The organism is Streptomyces luteogriseus (assembly GCF_014205055.1).
GTDB lineage: Bacteria > Actinomycetota > Actinomycetes > Streptomycetales > Streptomycetaceae > Streptomyces > Streptomyces luteogriseus.
Genome location: NZ_JACHMS010000001.1, coordinates 2,337,860 through 2,356,000 on the forward strand (window position 1 = coordinate 2,337,860; position 18,141 = coordinate 2,356,000).

General features: G+C 65.6%; 5 protein-coding genes, 1 tRNA gene and 3 rRNA genes. 1 reads left to right on the top strand and 8 read right to left on the bottom strand.

Translation table 11 applies throughout. From position 1 onward, the window contains the following. Positions 1-58: 58 nt before the first annotated feature. The gene (locus tag BJ965_RS10170; protein WP_184908373.1) at positions 59-5,530 is read right to left on the bottom strand and encodes a HAMP domain-containing protein; all 5,472 of its coding nucleotides are present in this window, start codon (positions 5,528-5,530) and stop codon (positions 59-61) included. A 378-nt stretch (positions 5,531-5,908) separates the two neighbouring features. On the opposite strand from BJ965_RS10170, the gene BJ965_RS10175 reads away from it, so the two are divergent. Then, on the top strand, positions 5,909-8,662 hold the full coding sequence (locus BJ965_RS10175; protein ID WP_184908374.1) for a SpoIIE family protein phosphatase: 2,754 nt from the start codon (positions 5,909-5,911) through the stop codon (positions 8,660-8,662). 44 nt (positions 8,663-8,706) lie between these two features. Here BJ965_RS10175 and BJ965_RS10180 read toward each other — a convergent pair. The 7 genes from BJ965_RS10180 to dapA all read right to left on the bottom strand — a co-directional run bounded on the left by BJ965_RS10180 (position 8,707) and on the right by dapA (position 18,032). Continuing rightward, positions 8,707-8,782 (bottom strand) — tRNA-Thr (locus BJ965_RS10180). A 74-nt stretch (positions 8,783-8,856) separates the two neighbouring features. Further along, a complete protein-coding gene (locus tag BJ965_RS10185) occupies positions 8,857-9,519 on the bottom strand; it encodes a DegT/DnrJ/EryC1/StrS family aminotransferase (RefSeq protein ID WP_184917027.1) in 663 nt (220 codons plus the stop codon). A 114-nt stretch (positions 9,520-9,633) separates the two neighbouring features. Next, positions 9,634-9,750, bottom strand: a 5S ribosomal RNA gene (gene rrf / locus BJ965_RS10190). 86 nt (positions 9,751-9,836) lie between these two features. Next, a 23S ribosomal RNA gene (locus tag BJ965_RS10195) occupies positions 9,837-12,956 on the bottom strand. A gap of 309 nt (positions 12,957-13,265) precedes the next feature. Next, positions 13,266-14,791 (bottom strand): 16S ribosomal RNA (locus BJ965_RS10200). Together the 16S, 23S and 5S rRNA genes form the textbook arrangement of a ribosomal RNA operon. Positions 14,792-15,291: 500 nt before the next feature. Continuing rightward, positions 15,292-16,977, bottom strand: coding sequence for a ribonuclease J (locus BJ965_RS10205; protein ID WP_184908375.1), 1,686 nt, complete (start codon positions 16,975-16,977; stop codon positions 15,292-15,294). 155 nt (positions 16,978-17,132) lie between these two features. Then, positions 17,133-18,032, bottom strand: a complete 900-nt coding sequence (dapA, locus tag BJ965_RS10210) for a 4-hydroxy-tetrahydrodipicolinate synthase (protein WP_030853264.1) — start codon at positions 18,030-18,032, stop codon at positions 17,133-17,135. Positions 18,033-18,141: the final 109 nt, after the last annotated feature.

The following is an 18,141-nucleotide window of genomic DNA, read 5'->3' on the forward strand; positions in this document are numbered from 1 at the left end:
AACTCCGCGTGAACACCGAACCTTCCCGTCATGGTCGCGCAACTGCCCAACGTTCCCCTCATTCCCCTCGCATCCACTGATCCATCACCGTCAGCAGATGATCGGGGTCGACCGGCTTGGTCACGTAGTCGGAAGCACCCGACTCGATCGCCTTCTCGCGGTCGCCCTTCATCGCCTTCGCGGTCAGCGCGATGATCGGCAGTCCGGCGAACTGGGGCATCCTGCGAATCGCCGTGGTCGTCGCGTACCCGTCCATCTCGGGCATCATGATGTCCATCAGCACGACCGCCACGTCGTCGTGCTGCTCCAGGACCTCGATGCCCTCACGGCCGTTCTCGGCGTACAGCACGGACAGGCCGTGCTGCTCGAGGACGCTGGTCAGGGCGAAGACGTTGCGGATGTCGTCGTCGACGATCAGGACCTTCTCGCCGCCGAAGCGGATGCCGCGCGTCGGCCGGGGCGCCGGCTGCTGCTCGGGCGGCGTCCACTGCTCCAGCTGCGCGGGGCGCGGCGGCAGCTCGGGCATCCTGCGACGCCGCCGGAACAGGGCGGCGGGCCCGTTCTGCGTCTCGCGGTACGACGTCACCTCGGCCGGCGTCTCGACCTCCACGTCCGACAGCTCGGACGGGTCGGACGTCGACGCCACCAGGTCACCGGCCTCCAGGCTGGGCAGCTGCTGCTGGTAGCCCTGCGGCGGCAGTTCGCTCGGGTGCAGCGGCAGGTACAGCGTGAACGTCGAACCACGGCTGGGCTCGCTCTGAGCGAAGATCTCACCGCCGAGGAGCTGCGCGATCTCCCGCGAGATGGACAACCCGAGGCCCGTACCGCCGTACTTGCGGCTGGTGGTGCCGTCGGCCTGCTTGAACGCCTCGAAGATCACCCGCATCTTGCTGGACGCGATACCGATCCCCGTGTCGGTCACGGAGAACGCGATCAGCTCGGCGTCCGGATCGGTCAGCGACCCGGTCTCCAACAGCTGCTCCCGGATCTTCTGCGGCACGTCGTCCCGCGCCGGCCTGATGACCAGCTCCACCGACCCCGAGTCGGTGAACTTCACCGCGTTCGACAGCAGGTTGCGCAGCACCTGCAGCAGCCGCTGCTCGTCGGTGTGCAGCGTCGCGGGCAGCTCCGGCGAGACCCGCACCGACAGGTCCAGGCCCTTCTCCGCGGTCAGCGGCCGGAAGGTGGCCTCCACGTAGTCCACGAGCTGGACGAGCGCGATCCGCGTCGGGGAGACGTCCATCTTGCCCGCCTCGACCTTCGACAGGTCGAGGATGTCGTTGATGAGCTGGAGCAGGTCGGACCCGGCCCCGTGGATCGTCTCGGCGAACTCGACCTGCTTCGGGGAGAGGTTCCCCTCGGCGTTGTCGGCGAGGAGCTTGGCCAGGATCAGCAGCGAGTTGAGCGGCGTACGCAGCTCGTGCGACATGTTCGCGAGGAACTCGCTCTTGTAGCGCATCGACACCGCGAGCTGTTCGGCGCGCTCCTCCAGGACCTGCCGCGCCTCCTCGATCTCGGTGTTCTTCACCTCGATGTCGCGGTTCTGCCGGGCCAGCAGCTCGGCCTTCTCCTCCAGTTCGGCGTTGGACGCCTGGAGGGCCTTCTGCCGCTGCTCCAACTCCGCCGAGCGCTCCCGCAGTTGCTCGGTCAGCTCCTGCGACTGCGCCAGCAGCAGCTCGGTCTTGGTGTTGACGGAGATGGTGTTGACGCTCGTCGCGATCATCTCGGCGATCTGGTTCAGGAAGTCCTTCTGGATCTGCGTGAACGGCGTGAAGGACGCCAGCTCGATGACGCCGAGCACACTGCCCTCGAACAGCACCGGCAGCACGATCACCTGCGCGGGGGGCGCCTCACCGAGCCCCGAGGAGATCCTCAGGTAGCCGCTCGGCGCGTTCTCCACCAGGATCGTGCGCTTCTCCTCGGCAGCCGTCCCCACCAGCGCCTCACCCGGCTGGAACGACGTCGGCATGGAGCCCATCGAGTAGCCGTAACTGCCGAGCATGCGCAGCTCGTACTGGTCTTCGTCCGTGGCGCTCACGTCCTCGCCGTCGACGAGCGGCATCGCCACGAAGAACGCCCCGTGCTGCGCGGACACCACCGGCGTCAGCTCGCTCATGATCAGCGACGCCACGTCCTCCAGGTCGCGGCGGCCCTGCATCAGCGCCGAGATCCGGGCCAGGTTGCCCTTGAGCCAGTCCTGCTCCTTGTTGGCGATCGTGGTGTCACGCAGGTTGGCGATCATCTTGTTGATGTAGTCCTGGAGCTCCTGGATCTCCCCGGACGCGTCCACGTCGATCTTCAGGTTCAGATCGCCGCGGGTCACCGCGGTGGCCACGCGCGCGATGGCACGCACCTGCCGGGTCAGGTTCCCGGCCATCTCGTTCACCGACTCGGTCAGGTCCCGCCAGGTGCCGTCCACGTCACGCACGCGTGCCTGGCCGCCGAGCTGCCCCTCCGTGCCCACCTCGCGGGCGACCCGGGTGACCTCCTCCGCGAAGGACGACAGCTGGTCGACCATCGTGTTGATGGTCGTCTTCAGCTCCAGGATCTCGCCGCGCGCATCGATGTCGATCTTCTTCGTCAGGTCACCCTTGGCGATGGCCGTGGTCACCATGGCGATGTTGCGCACCTGACCGGTCAGGTTGGACGCCATCTGGTTCACGGACTCGGTCAGGTCCTTCCACGTGCCGGCCACACCGGGCACGTGCGCCTGACCGCCGAGAATGCCGTCCGTGCCCACCTCACGGGCCACCTTGGTGACCTGCTCGGCGAACGAACTCAGCGTCTTCACCATCGTGTTGATGGTGTCGGCGAGCTGCGCGACCTCGCCCCGCGCCTCGATGGTGACCTGCCGCGTCAGGTCACCGTTGGCGACCGCCGCCGAGACCTGGGAGATGTTCCGCACCTGCGTGGTGAGGTTCTTCGCCATCAGGTTGACGTTGTCGCTCAGGTCCTTCCAGATGCCCGTGACACCCGGCACGTGCGCCTGGCCGCCCAGGATGCCCTCGGTGCCCACCTCACGGGCCACCCGGGTCACCTGCTCGGCGAAGGACGACAGCTGGTCCACCATCGTGTTGACCGTCGTGACCAGTTCGAGGATCTCGCCCTTGGCGTCGACGGTGATCTTCTTCGACAGATCACCCCGGGCCACAGCGGTCGTGACCTCGGCGATGTTGCGCACCTGGATGGTCAGGTTGTTGGCCATGCCGTTCACGGACTGGGTGAGGTCCTTCCAGGTGCCGGAGACGCCCTGCACCTCGGCCTGACCGCCCAGGATGCCTTCCGTACCCACCTCACGGGCCACACGCGTGACCTCTTCGGCGAACGACGACAGCTGGTCCACCATCGTGTTCAGGGTGTTCTTCAGCTCCAGGATCTCCCCGCGCGCGTCCACGGTGATCTTCTGGGACAGGTCACCCCGCGCCACCGCCGTGGCCACCTGGGCGATGTTGCGCACCTGGCCGGTCAGGTTGGACGCCATGCCGTTCACGGAGTCCGTCAGGTCACGCCACACCCCGGCCACACCCGGCACCTGCGCCTGACCGCCCAGCCGGCCGTCCGTACCCACCTCGCGCGCGACCCGGGTCACCTGGTCGGCGAACGCCGAGAGCTGGTCGACCATCGTGTTGATGGTGTTCTTCAGCTCGAGGATCTCGCCGCGCGCGTCGACGTCGATCTTCTGCGACAGGTCACCCCGGGCCACGGCCGTCGTCACCTGCGCGATGTTGCGTACCTGGGAAGTGAGGTTCCCGGCCATGGAGTTGACGGAGTCGGTGAGCTCCTTCCAGGTGCCCGAGACACCGTCCACCCGGGCCTGCCCGCCCAGGCGGCCCTCCGTGCCCACGTCCCGGGCCATCCGCGTCACCTGGTCGGCGAAGCTCGACAGCTGGTCCACCATCGTGTTCACGGTGTTCTTCAGCTTGAGCATCTCGCCGGAGACGTCGACGGTGACCTTCTGCGAGAGGTCGCCGTTGGCCACCGCCGTCGTCACCTGGGCGATGTTCCTCACCTGACCGGTGAGGTTCCGGAACGCCGTGTTGACGGAGTCCGTCAGGTCCTTCCACGTGCCCGCCGCGCCCGGCACCTGCGCCTGGCCGCCCAGCTCACCCTCGACACCGATCTCCCGCGCCACACGTGTCACTTCGGCACCGAACGCGGACAGCTGGTCGACCATCGTGTTGACGGTGTTCTTCAGCTCCAGCATCTCGCCGGCCACGTCGACCGTGACCTTCTGCGACAGATCACCGTTGGCCACCGCCGTGGTCACCGCGGCGATGTCCCGCACCTGCGTGGTCAGGTTCCGGAAGACCGTGTTCACCGAATCGGTGAGGTCCTTCCACGTTCCCGCCGCACCCGGCACGTTCGCCTGACCGCCGAGCTGCCCCTCGGCCCCGACCTCGTTGGCCACACGCGTGACCTCGTCCGCGAAGATCCGCAGCGTCTCGGTCATCTGGTTGATCGTGTCGGCGAGCTGCGCGACCTCGCCCCGCGCCGGCACGGTCACCTTGCGCGACAGATCACCGTTGGCGACCGCTGTCGTCACCTCCGCGATCCCGCGCACCTGGGCCGTGAGGTTCCCGGCCATGGTGTTCACCGAATCGGTGAGTTCCTTCCACACACCGGCCACGCCCGGCACCTGCGCCTGACCGCCCAGCGCTCCCTCGGTGCCCACCTCACGGGCCACCCGGGTCACCTCGGAGGAGAACGCCGACAGCTGATCCACCATCGTGTTGACGGTGTTCTTCAGCTCCAGCATCTCGCCGGCCACCTGAACCGTGACCTTCCGGGACAGGTCACCCTTGGCGACCGCCGTCGTCACCAGCGCGATGTCCCTCACCTGGGCGGTCAGCCGGTACGCCATCGTGTTGACGGAGTCCGTCAGATCCCGCCACGAACCCGACATGCCCCGCACCCGGGCCTGCCCGCCCAGCTTGCCCTCGGTGCCCACCTCACTGGCCACACGCGTGACCTCGTCGGTGAACGTCGACAGCTGGTCGACCAGGTTGTTGACGGTGCGCCCGACCTTCAGGAACTCGCCCCGCAGCGGCTGGCTGTTCCCGTCCGGCACCTGTGTCCGCAGCTCCATACGCGGTGACAGATCACCCTCCGCCACCGCGGACAGTACCCGGCCGACCTCGGAAACCGGCCGCACCAGGTCGTCCACCAGGGCGTTCGAGTTGTCGATCGCCGTGGCCCAGGAGCCCTCGCAGGCCCCCGTCTCCAGCCGCTCGGTGAGCTTGCCCTCGCGACCCACCATCCGCCGCACCCGCGACAGCTCACCCGTCAGATGCAGATTGCGGTCGGCCACCTCGTTGAAGACCGCCGCGATTTCGGCCATCACGCCGTCGCCGGACACCGTGAGCCGCTTGCGGAAGTTCCCGTCCCGCATCGACACCAGGGCCGCCATCAGCCGGTTCAGGGCCGCCGTGTCCACCTCGGTCGTGCCACTACGCACCTTGCCCTGGTTGATCGGGGACTGTCCGCCTTTCGCGCGCGCCTTCTTGCCACGCGTCGCTGCGCCAGACTCCACTGTGTCCCTCCCGCAGGGGTCGACCGTCACTGCTGTGCTCGGGTACCACGCTCGGCGTACCAGTTACTACTGCGTATTCTCTGCCCTGCAAACCAGGCCGTCTCCAGGGGGCTGCTGCCCAAGGTCGGCATCGGGCACACAGCCTGCCCGGACCTTCACTGGAAGCTTGCCCAGTGTTTCACCCTGGCCGAACCAGGCCATAACAGTTCGGCAGCTTCGCACATCGTCCGCACACCCTCCGGACGGAAACACTGCAGACCGGCATCCGAATGGACCGCGAAGGTAAGTAACCTTGCATCCGGCTGTCCAGCCGCGCCGGTCCGTCCGGCCTGGGCGGTGGCACGAAGACGAGCGGGCATCGGAGGGGCGGCCGCACACATGACCACCGGACTGATCCCGGGGGGACAGCCCCCGGACCCCCGGCCGACGGGCGCCCTGCCGCAACAGCGGCGCGAGCCGGTCGGCCACGCAGCCCAGCATGTCGAGAACCGGTCGAGGAGTTCTGTGATCACCGCGCGCGCGGCCGCCAGTTTCGAGCCCGTCGGCCGGTCGGTCGCGAGCGCCCGCTCCTTCGTACGCGACACCCTCCAGGGCTGGGGCTTCGCCGACATCGTCGACGACGCCGTCGTTCTCACCAGCGAACTCGTGACCAACGCCGTCGTCCATGCCGGCACCTCCGCCGACGTGCTGTGCCTGCGCAGCGACGAGGGCGCGCGCATCGAGGTGGCCGACCGCTACCCCGAGCGCGAGATCCCCCTCCAGGCCACGGCCATCAACATGGGCAACCCCGATCGCGAGGGCGGCCGGGGCCTCCAGCTGTGCGCGGCCCTCGCCGGCCGCTGGGGCGTCGAGTACACGCCCACGCACAAGACCGTCTGGTTCCAACTGGACCTGCCCGCACGCGTAGTGGGCACTCGCGCCGCCGGACCGGCCCTCCCCTCCGAGCTCCTCCCCTTGGCCGACGGCCGGGTCCGCGTGGCCGTCGTCCAGATCGACCGCACCGGCCACATCACCGCCTGGAACGAGGACGCCGAGGAACTGTTCGGCTACCCGGCCGAGCAGGTCACCGGCAAGCCCCTCACCGACCTCGCCGCCTGGCCGCACACCCCCGGCACCAGCACGGGCATCGCCGAGGCCCTGCGCCTCTCCCGCTGGGAAGGCAGCTACGGCATCCGCGCCTCCACCGGCCGCGTCACCCCCGTCTACGCCTCCCACCTGCGCGTCCGCGACACCGGCGGCGAACCGTCAACCGTATGCCTCTTGGTACGGGACCACGAACGGGCCGTTCTGCAGACTCCCCTGCGCGGCCCGGCCTCCGACACCTCGTCCGGCTCCGAGGGCCAGAGCGCCGACCCGTTCGAGGTCTTCATCGGCTCCCCCGCCCCGGACGACCTCGACGGCCTCCTCCAGCGCACCGTCGAACGCGCCCGCGACATGCTCGACGGCGACTCGGCGTTCCTCCTGCTGGCCACCGACGACGAGACGGAGCTGGAGGTCCGCGCCTCCACGGGCCTCCCCTCCGCCCGCCAGCGCTTCGCCCGCGTCCCCGTCGAAGCCGGCCCCGGCCGCTACGGCTCGGCCCGCATGCCCGCCGTCCACGACGACCTCACCGCGGTCCCCGGCGCGGTCCCGCTCCTGAACGGCACGGGCATGCGCTCCGTCGTCACGGTCCCGCTGAAGGTCGAAGGCCGCCTCACCGGCTCCCTCGGCGTCGCCGCCGAGGCCCCTGGCAGATACTCCAACGAAGAGGCCCTGCGCCTCCAGTTCGCCGCCGACCGCATCGCCCTCGCCGTCGAATCGGCCCGCCTGGGCGAACTGGAACGCCTGCGCCGCGGCTCCCTCAGCTTCCTCGTCGAAGCGTCCGACCTGCTGGCCGGCACCCTGGACCGCGACCAGACCCTCGCCCTGATGGCCCAGATGACGGTCCCGACCCTCGCCACCTGGTGCGCCGTCTACACCATCGCCGACCAGGCCTCCGAGCCCTACCTCTCCTACGTCCTGCACGAGGACGAGGAACTCATCGACGGCATCAAGTCCCTGCTGTCGAAGGTCCCCCCGCCCGACCCGGTCCCCACCCCCGGCGCCCGCGTCTGGACGACCCCCGGCGAGGTCGCCCACCAGGCGGCCCTGCGCAGCTCCATGCGCAGCCTCGGCCTCAGCGGCACCCAGACCCGTCAGGTCACACCCGGTATCGGCCCCACGCTCGCCACCGCCTCCGCGGTCGGGGGAGAGACGGTCGTCCTCCCCCTGGTCGCCCGCAACCGCGTCATCGGCATGCTCACCCTCGGCAAGCCCACCGACGAACACTTCCGCCAGGAGATCCTGGAACTCGCCGAGGACCTCTCCCGCCGAGCCGCTCTGGCCCTGGACAACGCCCGCCTCTACTCGGAGCGCACGGCGATCAGCCAGTCCCTCCAGCGCAGCCTCCTGCCGCCGGAGCTGCCGCTGATCGACGGCGTCGAAGTCGAGGTCATCTACCGCGCGGCAGGCGAGGGCAACGAGGTCGGCGGAGACTTCTACGACGTCTTCCCCATCCGCGACGGCGCGTACGGCTTCGCCATCGGCGACGTCTGCGGTACGGGCCCGAACGCGGCAGCCGTCACCGGCCTGGCCCGCCACGCCCTGCGCCTCCTGGCCCGTGAGGGCCTGAGCGGTCCGGCGGTCCTGGAGCGCCTCAACTCCGCGATCCTCGACGAAGGCGCCCGCAGCCGCTTCCTCACCCTCCTCTACGGCGAGATGCGCCCGCAGGAGGACGGCAGCGCCGAACTGAAGGTGGTCTGCGCCGGCCATCCGCTCCCGCTGCGCCTGCGCCAGGACGGCTCGGTCGAGCCGGCCGCCGAACCCCAGCCGCTCCTCGGCGTCATCGAGGACCTGGAGCTCTACGAGCAGACCATCACCCTGGACCCGGGCGATGTCCTGCTGTGTGTCACGGACGGCGTCACCGAACGCCGCGAGGGCGCCCGCATGCTCGGCGACGACGGCCTCGCCGACGTCCTCACGACCTGCACGGGCCTCACCGCGGGGGCGGTCGCGGCCCGCATCATGCGCGCGGTGGAACGCTTCGCGTCGGACGCCCCTTCGGACGACATGGCGATCCTGGCGATGCGCGTCCCGGGTCTCCACAAAGACTAGGAGAACGCAAAAGGCCCCACCCGTGAGGGTGGGGCCTTTTCTGCTGGAGCCCCCAAACGGAATCGAACCGTTGACCTTCTCCTTACCATGGAGACGCTCTACCGACTGAGCTATAGGGGCCTGTTGCTTTGCGAGGTCTCCCCCGCGGCAACGGAATAGATCATACCCCGACCGGACCCGTGGTCCCAACCACGTCAGAAGGCGGGCTGGAGAAGCCCTCCGAGGGCGTTGCAGGCGGACACGATCCGCTGCATGTCCCGCTTGGTGAGGGACGCGTGCACGGGCAGCGCAAGCGTCTCGTCCGAAGCCCGCTCGGTCTCCGGTAGCGAAACACACCGCCGGAATTCGGGCAGCCGGTGCACGGGCGTCTTCACCGGCACCCGGCAGTCGACTCCCCTGGCCCGCACGGCCCGCGCGAAGGCATCCCGGTCGGGCCGCCCATTGCCCGGCACCCGCACCACGTACTGCTGGTAGGTGTGCCCGTCACCGTCGTCCGGCGTCCGCACACCCCTCAACTTCGCGTCGAGATAGGCCGCGCGCTCCCGGCGCTGGGCCATCTCGTCGTACGGGGCCTCGGACTCTCCCTGTTCCAGCACCAGCAGTCCGTGCCGTTGTCCCACTCCGTGCAGCCGCGCGATGTCGGCGAGCCGGCCGAAGCGGTGGACGACCACCACGGCCGCGGTCCTCGAGGTGACCGCCGCTTCCGCGGCAGCGGGGTCGAGGCAGTAGGTGGCGGGGTCTATGTCGGCGAACACCGGCAGAGCGCCGGCCATGGCCACGGCCTCGGCGACCTCGACGTTCCCGAAGGCCGGTACGACGACCTCGTCACCGAGTCCGACGCCGGCGGCCCTGAGCATTGCAGCAGTACCCATGCCGTGGATGCTCGTTGCGCAACGTGAACTTCAAGTGACGCACAACAAAAAAGGGTTGGTCCCGAAACCGAAGTTTCGGGACCAACCCTTTCAATGATTGTTCGGCGGCGTCCTACTCTCCCACAGGGTCCCCCCTGCAGTACCATCGGCGCTGTAAGGCTTAGCTTCCGGGTTCGGAATGTAACCGGGCGTTTCCCCTACGCTATAACCACCGAAACACTATGAAACTGTCAGCCGCACCACGCTGTGGCAACGTGGGGCTGTTCGTGGTTTCAGAACCAACACAGTGGACGCGAGCAACTGAGGACAAGCCCTCGGCCTATTAGTACCGGTCAACTCCACACGTTACCGTGCTTCCATATCCGGCCTATCAACCCAGTCGTCTACTGGGAGCCTTACCCTCTCAAGGAGGTGGGAATACTCATCTCGAAGCAGGCTTCCCGCTTAGATGCTTTCAGCGGTTATCCCTCCCGAACGTAGCCAACCAGCCATGCCCTTGGCAGAACAACTGGCACACCAGAGGTTCGTCCGTCCCGGTCCTCTCGTACTAGGGACAGCCCTTCTCAATATTCCTACGCGCACAGCGGATAGGGACCGAACTGTCTCACGACGTTCTAAACCCAGCTCGCGTACCGCTTTAATGGGCGAACAGCCCAACCCTTGGGACCGACTCCAGCCCCAGGATGCGACGAGCCGACATCGAGGTGCCAAACCATCCCGTCGATATGGACTCTTGGGGAAGATCAGCCTGTTATCCCCGGGGTACCTTTTATCCGTTGAGCGACGGCGCTTCCACAAGCCACCGCCGGATCACTAGTCCCGACTTTCGTCCCTGCTCGACCCGTCGGTCTCACAGTCAAGCTCCCTTGTGCACTTACACTCAACACCTGATTGCCAACCAGGCTGAGGGAACCTTTGGGCGCCTCCGTTACTCTTTAGGAGGCAACCGCCCCAGTTAAACTACCCATCAGACACTGTCCCTGATCCGGATCACGGACCCAGGTTAGACATCCAGCACGACCAGACTGGTATTTCAACGACGACTCCCCCTGAACTGGCGTCCAGAGTTCACAGTCTCCCAGCTATCCTACACAAGCCGAACCGAACACCAATATCAAACTGTAGTAAAGGTCCCGGGGTCTTTCCGTCCTGCTGCGCGAAACGAGCATCTTTACTCGTAGTGCAATTTCACCGGGCCTATGGTTGAGACAGTCGAGAAGTCGTTACGCCATTCGTGCAGGTCGGAACTTACCCGACAAGGAATTTCGCTACCTTAGGATGGTTATAGTTACCACCGCCGTTTACTGGCGCTTAAGTTCTCAGCTTCGCCCCACCGAAATGGAGCTAACCGGTCCCCTTAACGTTCCAGCACCGGGCAGGCGTCAGTCCGTATACATCGCCTTACGGCTTCGCACGGACCTGTGTTTTTAGTAAACAGTCGCTTCTCGCTGGTCTCTGCGGCCACCCCCAGCTCACCGTGTAAAACGGATCACCAGACGTGGCCCCCCTTCTCCCGAAGTTACGGGGGCATTTTGCCGAGTTCCTTAACCATAGTTCACCCGAACGCCTCGGTATTCTCTACCTGACCACCTGAGTCGGTTTAGGGTACGGGCCGCCATGAAACTCGCTAGAGGCTTTTCTCGACAGCATAGGATCATCCACTTCACCACAATCGGCTCGGCATCAGGTCTCAGACACATGTCAGGCGGATTTGCCTACCTGACGTCCTACACCCTTACCCCGGGACAACCACCGCCCGGGATGGACTACCTTCCTGCGTCACCCCATCACTCACCTACTAACCGCTTGGTTCGGCGGCTCCACCACTCCCCTTTGCCCGAAGGCTCCAGGGCGGCTTCACGGCCTTAGCATCACGATGCTCGATGTTTGACGCTTCACAGCGGGTACCGGAATATCAACCGGTTATCCATCGACTACGCCTGTCGGCCTCGCCTTAGGTCCCGACTTACCCTGGGCAGATCAGCTTGACCCAGGAACCCTTAGTCAATCGGCGCACACGTTTCTCACGTGTGTATCGCTACTCATGCCTGCATTCTCACTCGTGAACCGTCCACAACTCGCTTCCGCGGCTGCTTCACCCGGCACACGACGCTCCCCTACCCATCCACACAGGCGTTGGCCCTATTGTGTGAATGACACGACTTCGGCGGTACGCTTGAGCCCCGCTACATTGTCGGCGCGGAATCACTAGACCAGTGAGCTATTACGCACTCTTTCAAGGGTGGCTGCTTCTAAGCCAACCTCCTGGTTGTCTCTGCGACTCCACATCCTTTCCCACTTAGCGTACGCTTAGGGGCCTTAGTCGATGCTCTGGGCTGTTTCCCTCTCGACCATGGAGCTTATCCCCCACAGTCTCACTGCCGCGCTCTCACTTACCGGCATTCGGAGTTTGGCTAAGGTCAGTAACCCGGTAGGGCCCATCGCCTATCCAGTGCTCTACCTCCGGCAAGAAACACACGACGCTGCACCTAAATGCATTTCGGGGAGAACCAGCTATCACGGAGTTTGATTGGCCTTTCACCCCTAACCACAGGTCATCCCCCAGGTTTTCAACCCTGGTGGGTTCGGTCCTCCACGAAGTCTTACCTCCGCTTCAACCTGCCCATGGCTAGATCACTCCGCTTCGGGTCTTGAGCGTGCTACTGAAACGCCCTATTCGGACTCGCTTTCGCTACGGCTTCCCCACACGGGTTAACCTCGCAACACACCGCAAACTCGCAGGCTCATTCTTCAAAAGGCACGCAGTCACGAGAATGAAGCAAGCTTCATTCCGACGCTCCCACGGCTTGTAGGCACACGGTTTCAGGTACTATTTCACTCCCCTCCCGGGGTACTTTTCACCATTCCCTCACGGTACTATCCGCTATCGGTCACCAGGGAATATTTAGGCTTAGCGGGTGGTCCCGCCAGATTCACACGGGATTTCTCGGGCCCCGTGCTACTTGGGTGTCTCTCAAACGAGCCGCTGATGTTTCGACTACGGGGGTCTTACCCTCTACGCCGGACCTTTCGCATGTCCTTCGCCTACATCAACGGTTTCTGACTCGTCCCACGGCCGGCAGACCGTGGAAGAGAGATCCCACAACCCCGCATACGCAACCCCTGCCGGGTCTCACACGTATACGGTTTAGCCTCATCCGGTTTCGCTCGCCACTACTCCCGGAATCACGGTTGTTTTCTCTTCCTGCGGGTACTGAGATGTTTCACTTCCCCGCGTTCCCTCCACATGCCCTATGTGTTCAGGCATGGGTGACAGCCCATGACGACTGCCGGGTTTCCCCATTCGGAAACCCCCGGATCAAAGCCTGGTTGACGACTCCCCGGGGACTATCGTGGCCTCCCACGTCCTTCATCGGTTCCTGGTGCCAAGGCATCCACCGTGCGCCCTTAAAAACTTGGCCACAGATGCTCGCGTCCACTGTGCAGTTCTCAAACAACGACCAGCCACCCATCACCCCGCCCTCTACACAGGCGAGTTCACTGGGGCCGGCGACTGAGGAAATTTCGTTCCCTCAGACACCCAACAGCGTGCCCGACACACTCCCCGCTCCCCTCAACGTTCCACACTCCGAAGAGCAGTACTAGAAGGAGAAGACGATCAAGTATGCCGAATAGTCAACGTTCCACCCATGAGCAACCAGCATCAGACATTCGCCGATGTACTGGCCTCTGACCTCATCCCGAAGGACTCGGTAAGAAGTGCTCCTTAGAAAGGAGGTGATCCAGCCGCACCTTCCGGTACGGCTACCTTGTTACGACTTCGTCCCAATCGCCAGTCCCACCTTCGACAGCTCCCTCCCACAAGGGGTTGGGCCACCGGCTTCGGGTGTTACCGACTTTCGTGACGTGACGGGCGGTGTGTACAAGGCCCGGGAACGTATTCACCGCAGCAATGCTGATCTGCGATTACTAGCGACTCCGACTTCATGGGGTCGAGTTGCAGACCCCAATCCGAACTGAGACCGGCTTTTTGAGATTCGCTCCACCTCGCGGTATCGCAGCTCATTGTACCGGCCATTGTAGCACGTGTGCAGCCCAAGACATAAGGGGCATGATGACTTGACGTCGTCCCCACCTTCCTCCGAGTTGACCCCGGCGGTCTCCCGTGAGTCCCCAGCACCACAAGGGCCTGCTGGCAACACGGGACAAGGGTTGCGCTCGTTGCGGGACTTAACCCAACATCTCACGACACGAGCTGACGACAGCCATGCACCACCTGTACACCGACCACAAGGGGGCGCCTGTCTCCAGACGTTTCCGGTGTATGTCAAGCCTTGGTAAGGTTCTTCGCGTTGCGTCGAATTAAGCCACATGCTCCGCCGCTTGTGCGGGCCCCCGTCAATTCCTTTGAGTTTTAGCCTTGCGGCCGTACTCCCCAGGCGGGGCACTTAATGCGTTAGCTGCGGCACGGACAACGTGGAATGTTGCCCACACCTAGTGCCCACCGTTTACGGCGTGGACTACCAGGGTATCTAATCCTGTTCGCTCCCCACGCTTTCGCTCCTCAGCGTCAGTATCGGCCCAGAGATCCGCCTTCGCCACCGGTGTTCCTCCTGATATCTGCGCATTTCACCGCTACACCAGGAATTCCGATCTCCCCTACCGAACTCTAGCCTGCCCGTATCGACTGCAGACCCGGGGTTAAGCCCCGGGCTTTCACAACCGACGTGACAAGCCGCCTACGAGCTCTTTACGCCCAATAATTCCGGACAACGCTCGCGCCCTACGTATTACCGCGGCTGCTGGCACGTAGTTAGCCGGCGCTTCTTCTGCAGGTACCGTCACTTTCGCTTCTTCCCTGCTGAAAGAGGTTTACAACCCGAAGGCCGTCATCCCTCACGCGGCGTCGCTGCATCAGGCTTTCGCCCATTGTGCAATATTCCCCACTGCTGCCTCCCGTAGGAGTCTGGGCCGTGTCTCAGTCCCAGTGTGGCCGGTCGCCCTCTCAGGCCGGCTACCCGTCGTCGCCTTGGTGAGCCACTACCTCACCAACAAGCTGATAGGCCGCGGGCTCATCCTGCACCGCCGGAGCTTTCGACCATCACAGATGCCTGCAATGGTCAGTATCCGGTATTAGACCCCGTTTCCAGGGCTTGTCCCAGAGTGCAGGGCAGATTGCCCACGTGTTACTCACCCGTTCGCCACTAATCCCCACCGAAGTGGTTCATCGTTCGACTTGCATGTGTTAAGCACGCCGCCAGCGTTCGTCCTGAGCCAGGATCAAACTCTCCGTGAATGTTTTCCCGTAATCGGGATGACACGCACGAGAGCGGAACAGTCAGGCGGAATAGGCCCGACCGTTCACAGCGTCCTCGCTGTGTTTTCTTCAAAGGAACCTCGACCATCGGTTATCCGATGGACGGGGTATCAACATATCTGGCGTTGACTTTTGGCACGCTGTTGAGTTCTCAAGGAACGGTCGCTTCCTTTGTACTCACCCTCTCGGGCTTTCCTCCGGGCTTCCCTTCGGTCTTGCGTTTCCGACTCTATCAGATCTTTCCGACCCGATTTCCTCGGTGCTTTCCAGGTTCCCGCTTTCGCGTTTCCCTTTCCGGCGGCTCCGACTTTATCAGAAGTTCTGAGTCGGATTTTCCTTCCCGGCCGGACATGGTTCCTGGTGCCTGAGTCGGCCCGGGTGCCCCGTCGGGAGGAGTTGTAAACCTACTGGAGCGGGGCGCCTCGATGCAAATCGAGGCGCCCGCTCCCAGTTGGTACCGGCTCAGACCCGACGGGCCGTCAGACCTCCACCACCACAGGCAGGATCATCGGGCGGCGCCGGTAGGTGTCCGAGACCCACTTGCCCAGCGTGCGGCGTACGAGCTGCTGGAGCTGGTGGGGTTCGACCACGCCGTCCTGCGCGGAACGTTCGAGCACCTCCGTGATCCGGGGGACCACGTCGGCGAAGGCGGAGTCCTCGATGCCGGACCCGCGGGCCTGGATGTGCGGGCCGCCGGTGATCTTCCCGGTGGACGAGTCGATGACCAGGAAGACCGAGATGATGCCCTCGTCGCCGAGGATCCTGCGGTCCTTCAGCGCCGGCTCGCCCACGTCGCCGACCGAGAGGCCGTCGACGTAGACGTAGCCCGCCTGGACCTTGCCGGAGATCTTCGCCTTGCCCTCGACGAGGTCGACGGCGACGCCGTCCTCGGCGATGACGATGCGGTCGTGCGGGACGCCGGTCAGGGCGCCCAGCTCGGCGTTGGCCCGCAGGTGGCGCCATTCACCGTGCACCGGCATCAGGTTCTTCGGGCGGCAGATGTTGTAGAAGTACAGCAGCTCGCCCGCGGAGGCGTGGCCGGAGACGTGGACCTTGGCGTTGCCCTTGTGGACCACGTTGGCGCCCCAGCGGGTGAGGCCGTTGATCACGCGGTAGACCGCGTTCTCGTTGCCCGGGATCAGGGACGACGCGAGGATCACCGTGTCGCCTTGGACGATGCGGATCTGGTGGTCGCGGTTGGCCATGCGGGACAGGGCCGCCATCGGTTCGCCCTGGGAGCCCGTGCAGACGAGGACCACCTCGCTGTCCGGGAGGTCGTCGAGCGTCTTGACGTCCACGACCAGGCCCGGCGGGACCTTCAAGTAGCCCAGGTCCCGCGCGATGCCCATGTTGCGGACCATGGAGCGGCCGACGAAGGCGACGCGGCGGCCGTACTCGTGCGCCGCGTCCAGGATCTGCTGGATGCGGTGCACATGGCTGGCGAAGCTCGCGACGATGATGCGCTTGCGGGCGCCGGCGAAGACCTGGCGCAGGACGTTGGAGATCTCCCGCTCGGGCGGGACGAACCCCGGCACCTCGGCGTTGGTCGAGTCCGAGAGGAGGAGGTCGATGCCCTCCTCGCTCAGACGTGCGAACGCGTGCAGGTCCGTGAGGCGGCTGTCCAGCGGGAGCTGGTCCATCTTGAAGTCGCCGGTGTGGACCACCATGCCCGCGGGGGTGCGGATGGCCACGGCCAGCGCGTCCGGGATGGAGTGGTTGACCGCGATGAACTCGCAGTCGAAGGGACCGATGCGCTCGCGGTGCCCCTCCGCCACCTCGAGGGTGTAGGGGCGGATGCGGTGCTCCTGGAGCTTGGCCTCGATGAGGGCGAGGGTCAGCTTGGAGCCGATCAGCGGGATGTCCGGCTTCTCGCGCAGGAGGAAGGGGACACCGCCGATGTGGTCTTCGTGCCCGTGCGTGAGCACGATGCCCTCGATGTCGTCGAGGCGGTCCCTGATGGACGAGAAGTCCGGCAGGATCAGGTCGATGCCGGGCTGTTCCTCCTCGGGGAAGAGCACGCCGCAGTCGACGATGAGCAGGCGGCCGCCGAATTCGAAGACCGTCATGTTGCGGCCGATCTCGCCGAGGCCGCCGAGCGGAGTGACGCGCAGGCCGCCTTCGGGGAGCGGCGGGGGCGTGCGCAGTTCGGGATGCGGATGACTCAAAAGACTCTCCTCACCACGCGCGCCACGTACCGATGGGGCACGTGGCGCGCGTGACGTTCGTGCAGAAGCAGTTGTCTGTGTGGGGTGCGCGGGCACCGGTGGCCCGCTTATTCAGTTGTGAAGCAGGTGCGCGGGGGTCCGCGCGAAGTCTGATGTCAGAGCTGTACCCCGCCCGCGGCAAGATCGATCTTGAGTTGCTCGATCTCCTCGGGCGCGCACTCGACCATGGGGGCACGCAGGGGTCCGCCGGGCAGCCCCTGCAGGGCGAGCGCCGCCTTGGTCGTCATCACGCCCTGGGTGCGGAACATACCCGTGTAGACGGCGAGCAGTCGCTGGTGGATCTCGGTGGCCTTCTGGACGTCGCCCGAGGTGTACGCCTCGACCAGGGCGCGCAGCTCGGGGGTGACGACGTGGCCGACGACCGAGACGAAGCCGACCGCGCCGACCGAGAGGAGGGGCAGGTTCAGCATGTCGTCGCCGGAGTACCAGGCGAGGCCGGAGCGGGCGATGGCCCAGCTGGCGCGGCCGAGGTCGCCCTTGGCGTCCTTGTTGGCGACGATCCGCGGGTGCTCCGCGAGGCGGACGAGCGTCTCGGTGTTGATCGGGACGCCGCTGCGACCGGGGATGTCGTAGAGCATCACCGGAAGGCCGGTGGTGTCGGCGACGGCCGTGAAGTGCCGGTAGAGGCCTTCCTGCGGGGGCTTGTTGTAGTACGGGGTGACGACGAGCAGGCCGTGTGCGCCGGTGCGCTCCGCCGTCCGGGCGAGCTCCATGCTGTGGTGGGTGTCGTTGGTGCCGACTCCGGCCACCACGTGGGCACGGTCGCCGACCGCCTCCAGGACCGCCCGTACGAGATCCGCTTTCTCCGCGTCGCTGGTGGTCGGGGACTCGCCGGTGGTGCCGTTGATGACCAGGCCGTCGTTGCCTGCGTCCACCAGGTGGGCGGCGAGCCGCTGCGCGCCGTCGAGGTCGAGTGCGCCGTCCGCCGTGAAGGGCGTGACCATGGCGGTGAGGACCCGCCCGAAGGGGGTCTGCGGAGTCGAGGTCGGAGCCATGGGTTACACGCTACTCGTTGCTCAGGACCGGGTCTGCCCATGGGGCAGGCGACAAGTCGTGACAAAGGTGGAGCCCGGCACTGCCTGCTCGGGGGTTCAAGCAGTGCCG

Bases quoted from the DNA above. Each gene is read 5' to 3' on its own strand.
- BJ965_RS10175 (WP_184908374.1), top strand. From the start codon at position 5,909: ATGACCACCGGACTGATCCCGGGGGGACAGCCCCCGGACCCCCGGCCG.
- dapA (WP_030853264.1), bottom strand. From the start codon at position 18,032: ATGGCTCCGACCTCGACTCCGCAGACCCCCTTCGGGCGGGTCCTCACC.
- BJ965_RS10185 (WP_184917027.1), bottom strand. From the start codon at position 9,519: ATGCTCAGGGCCGCCGGCGTCGGACTCGGTGACGAGGTCGTCGTACCG.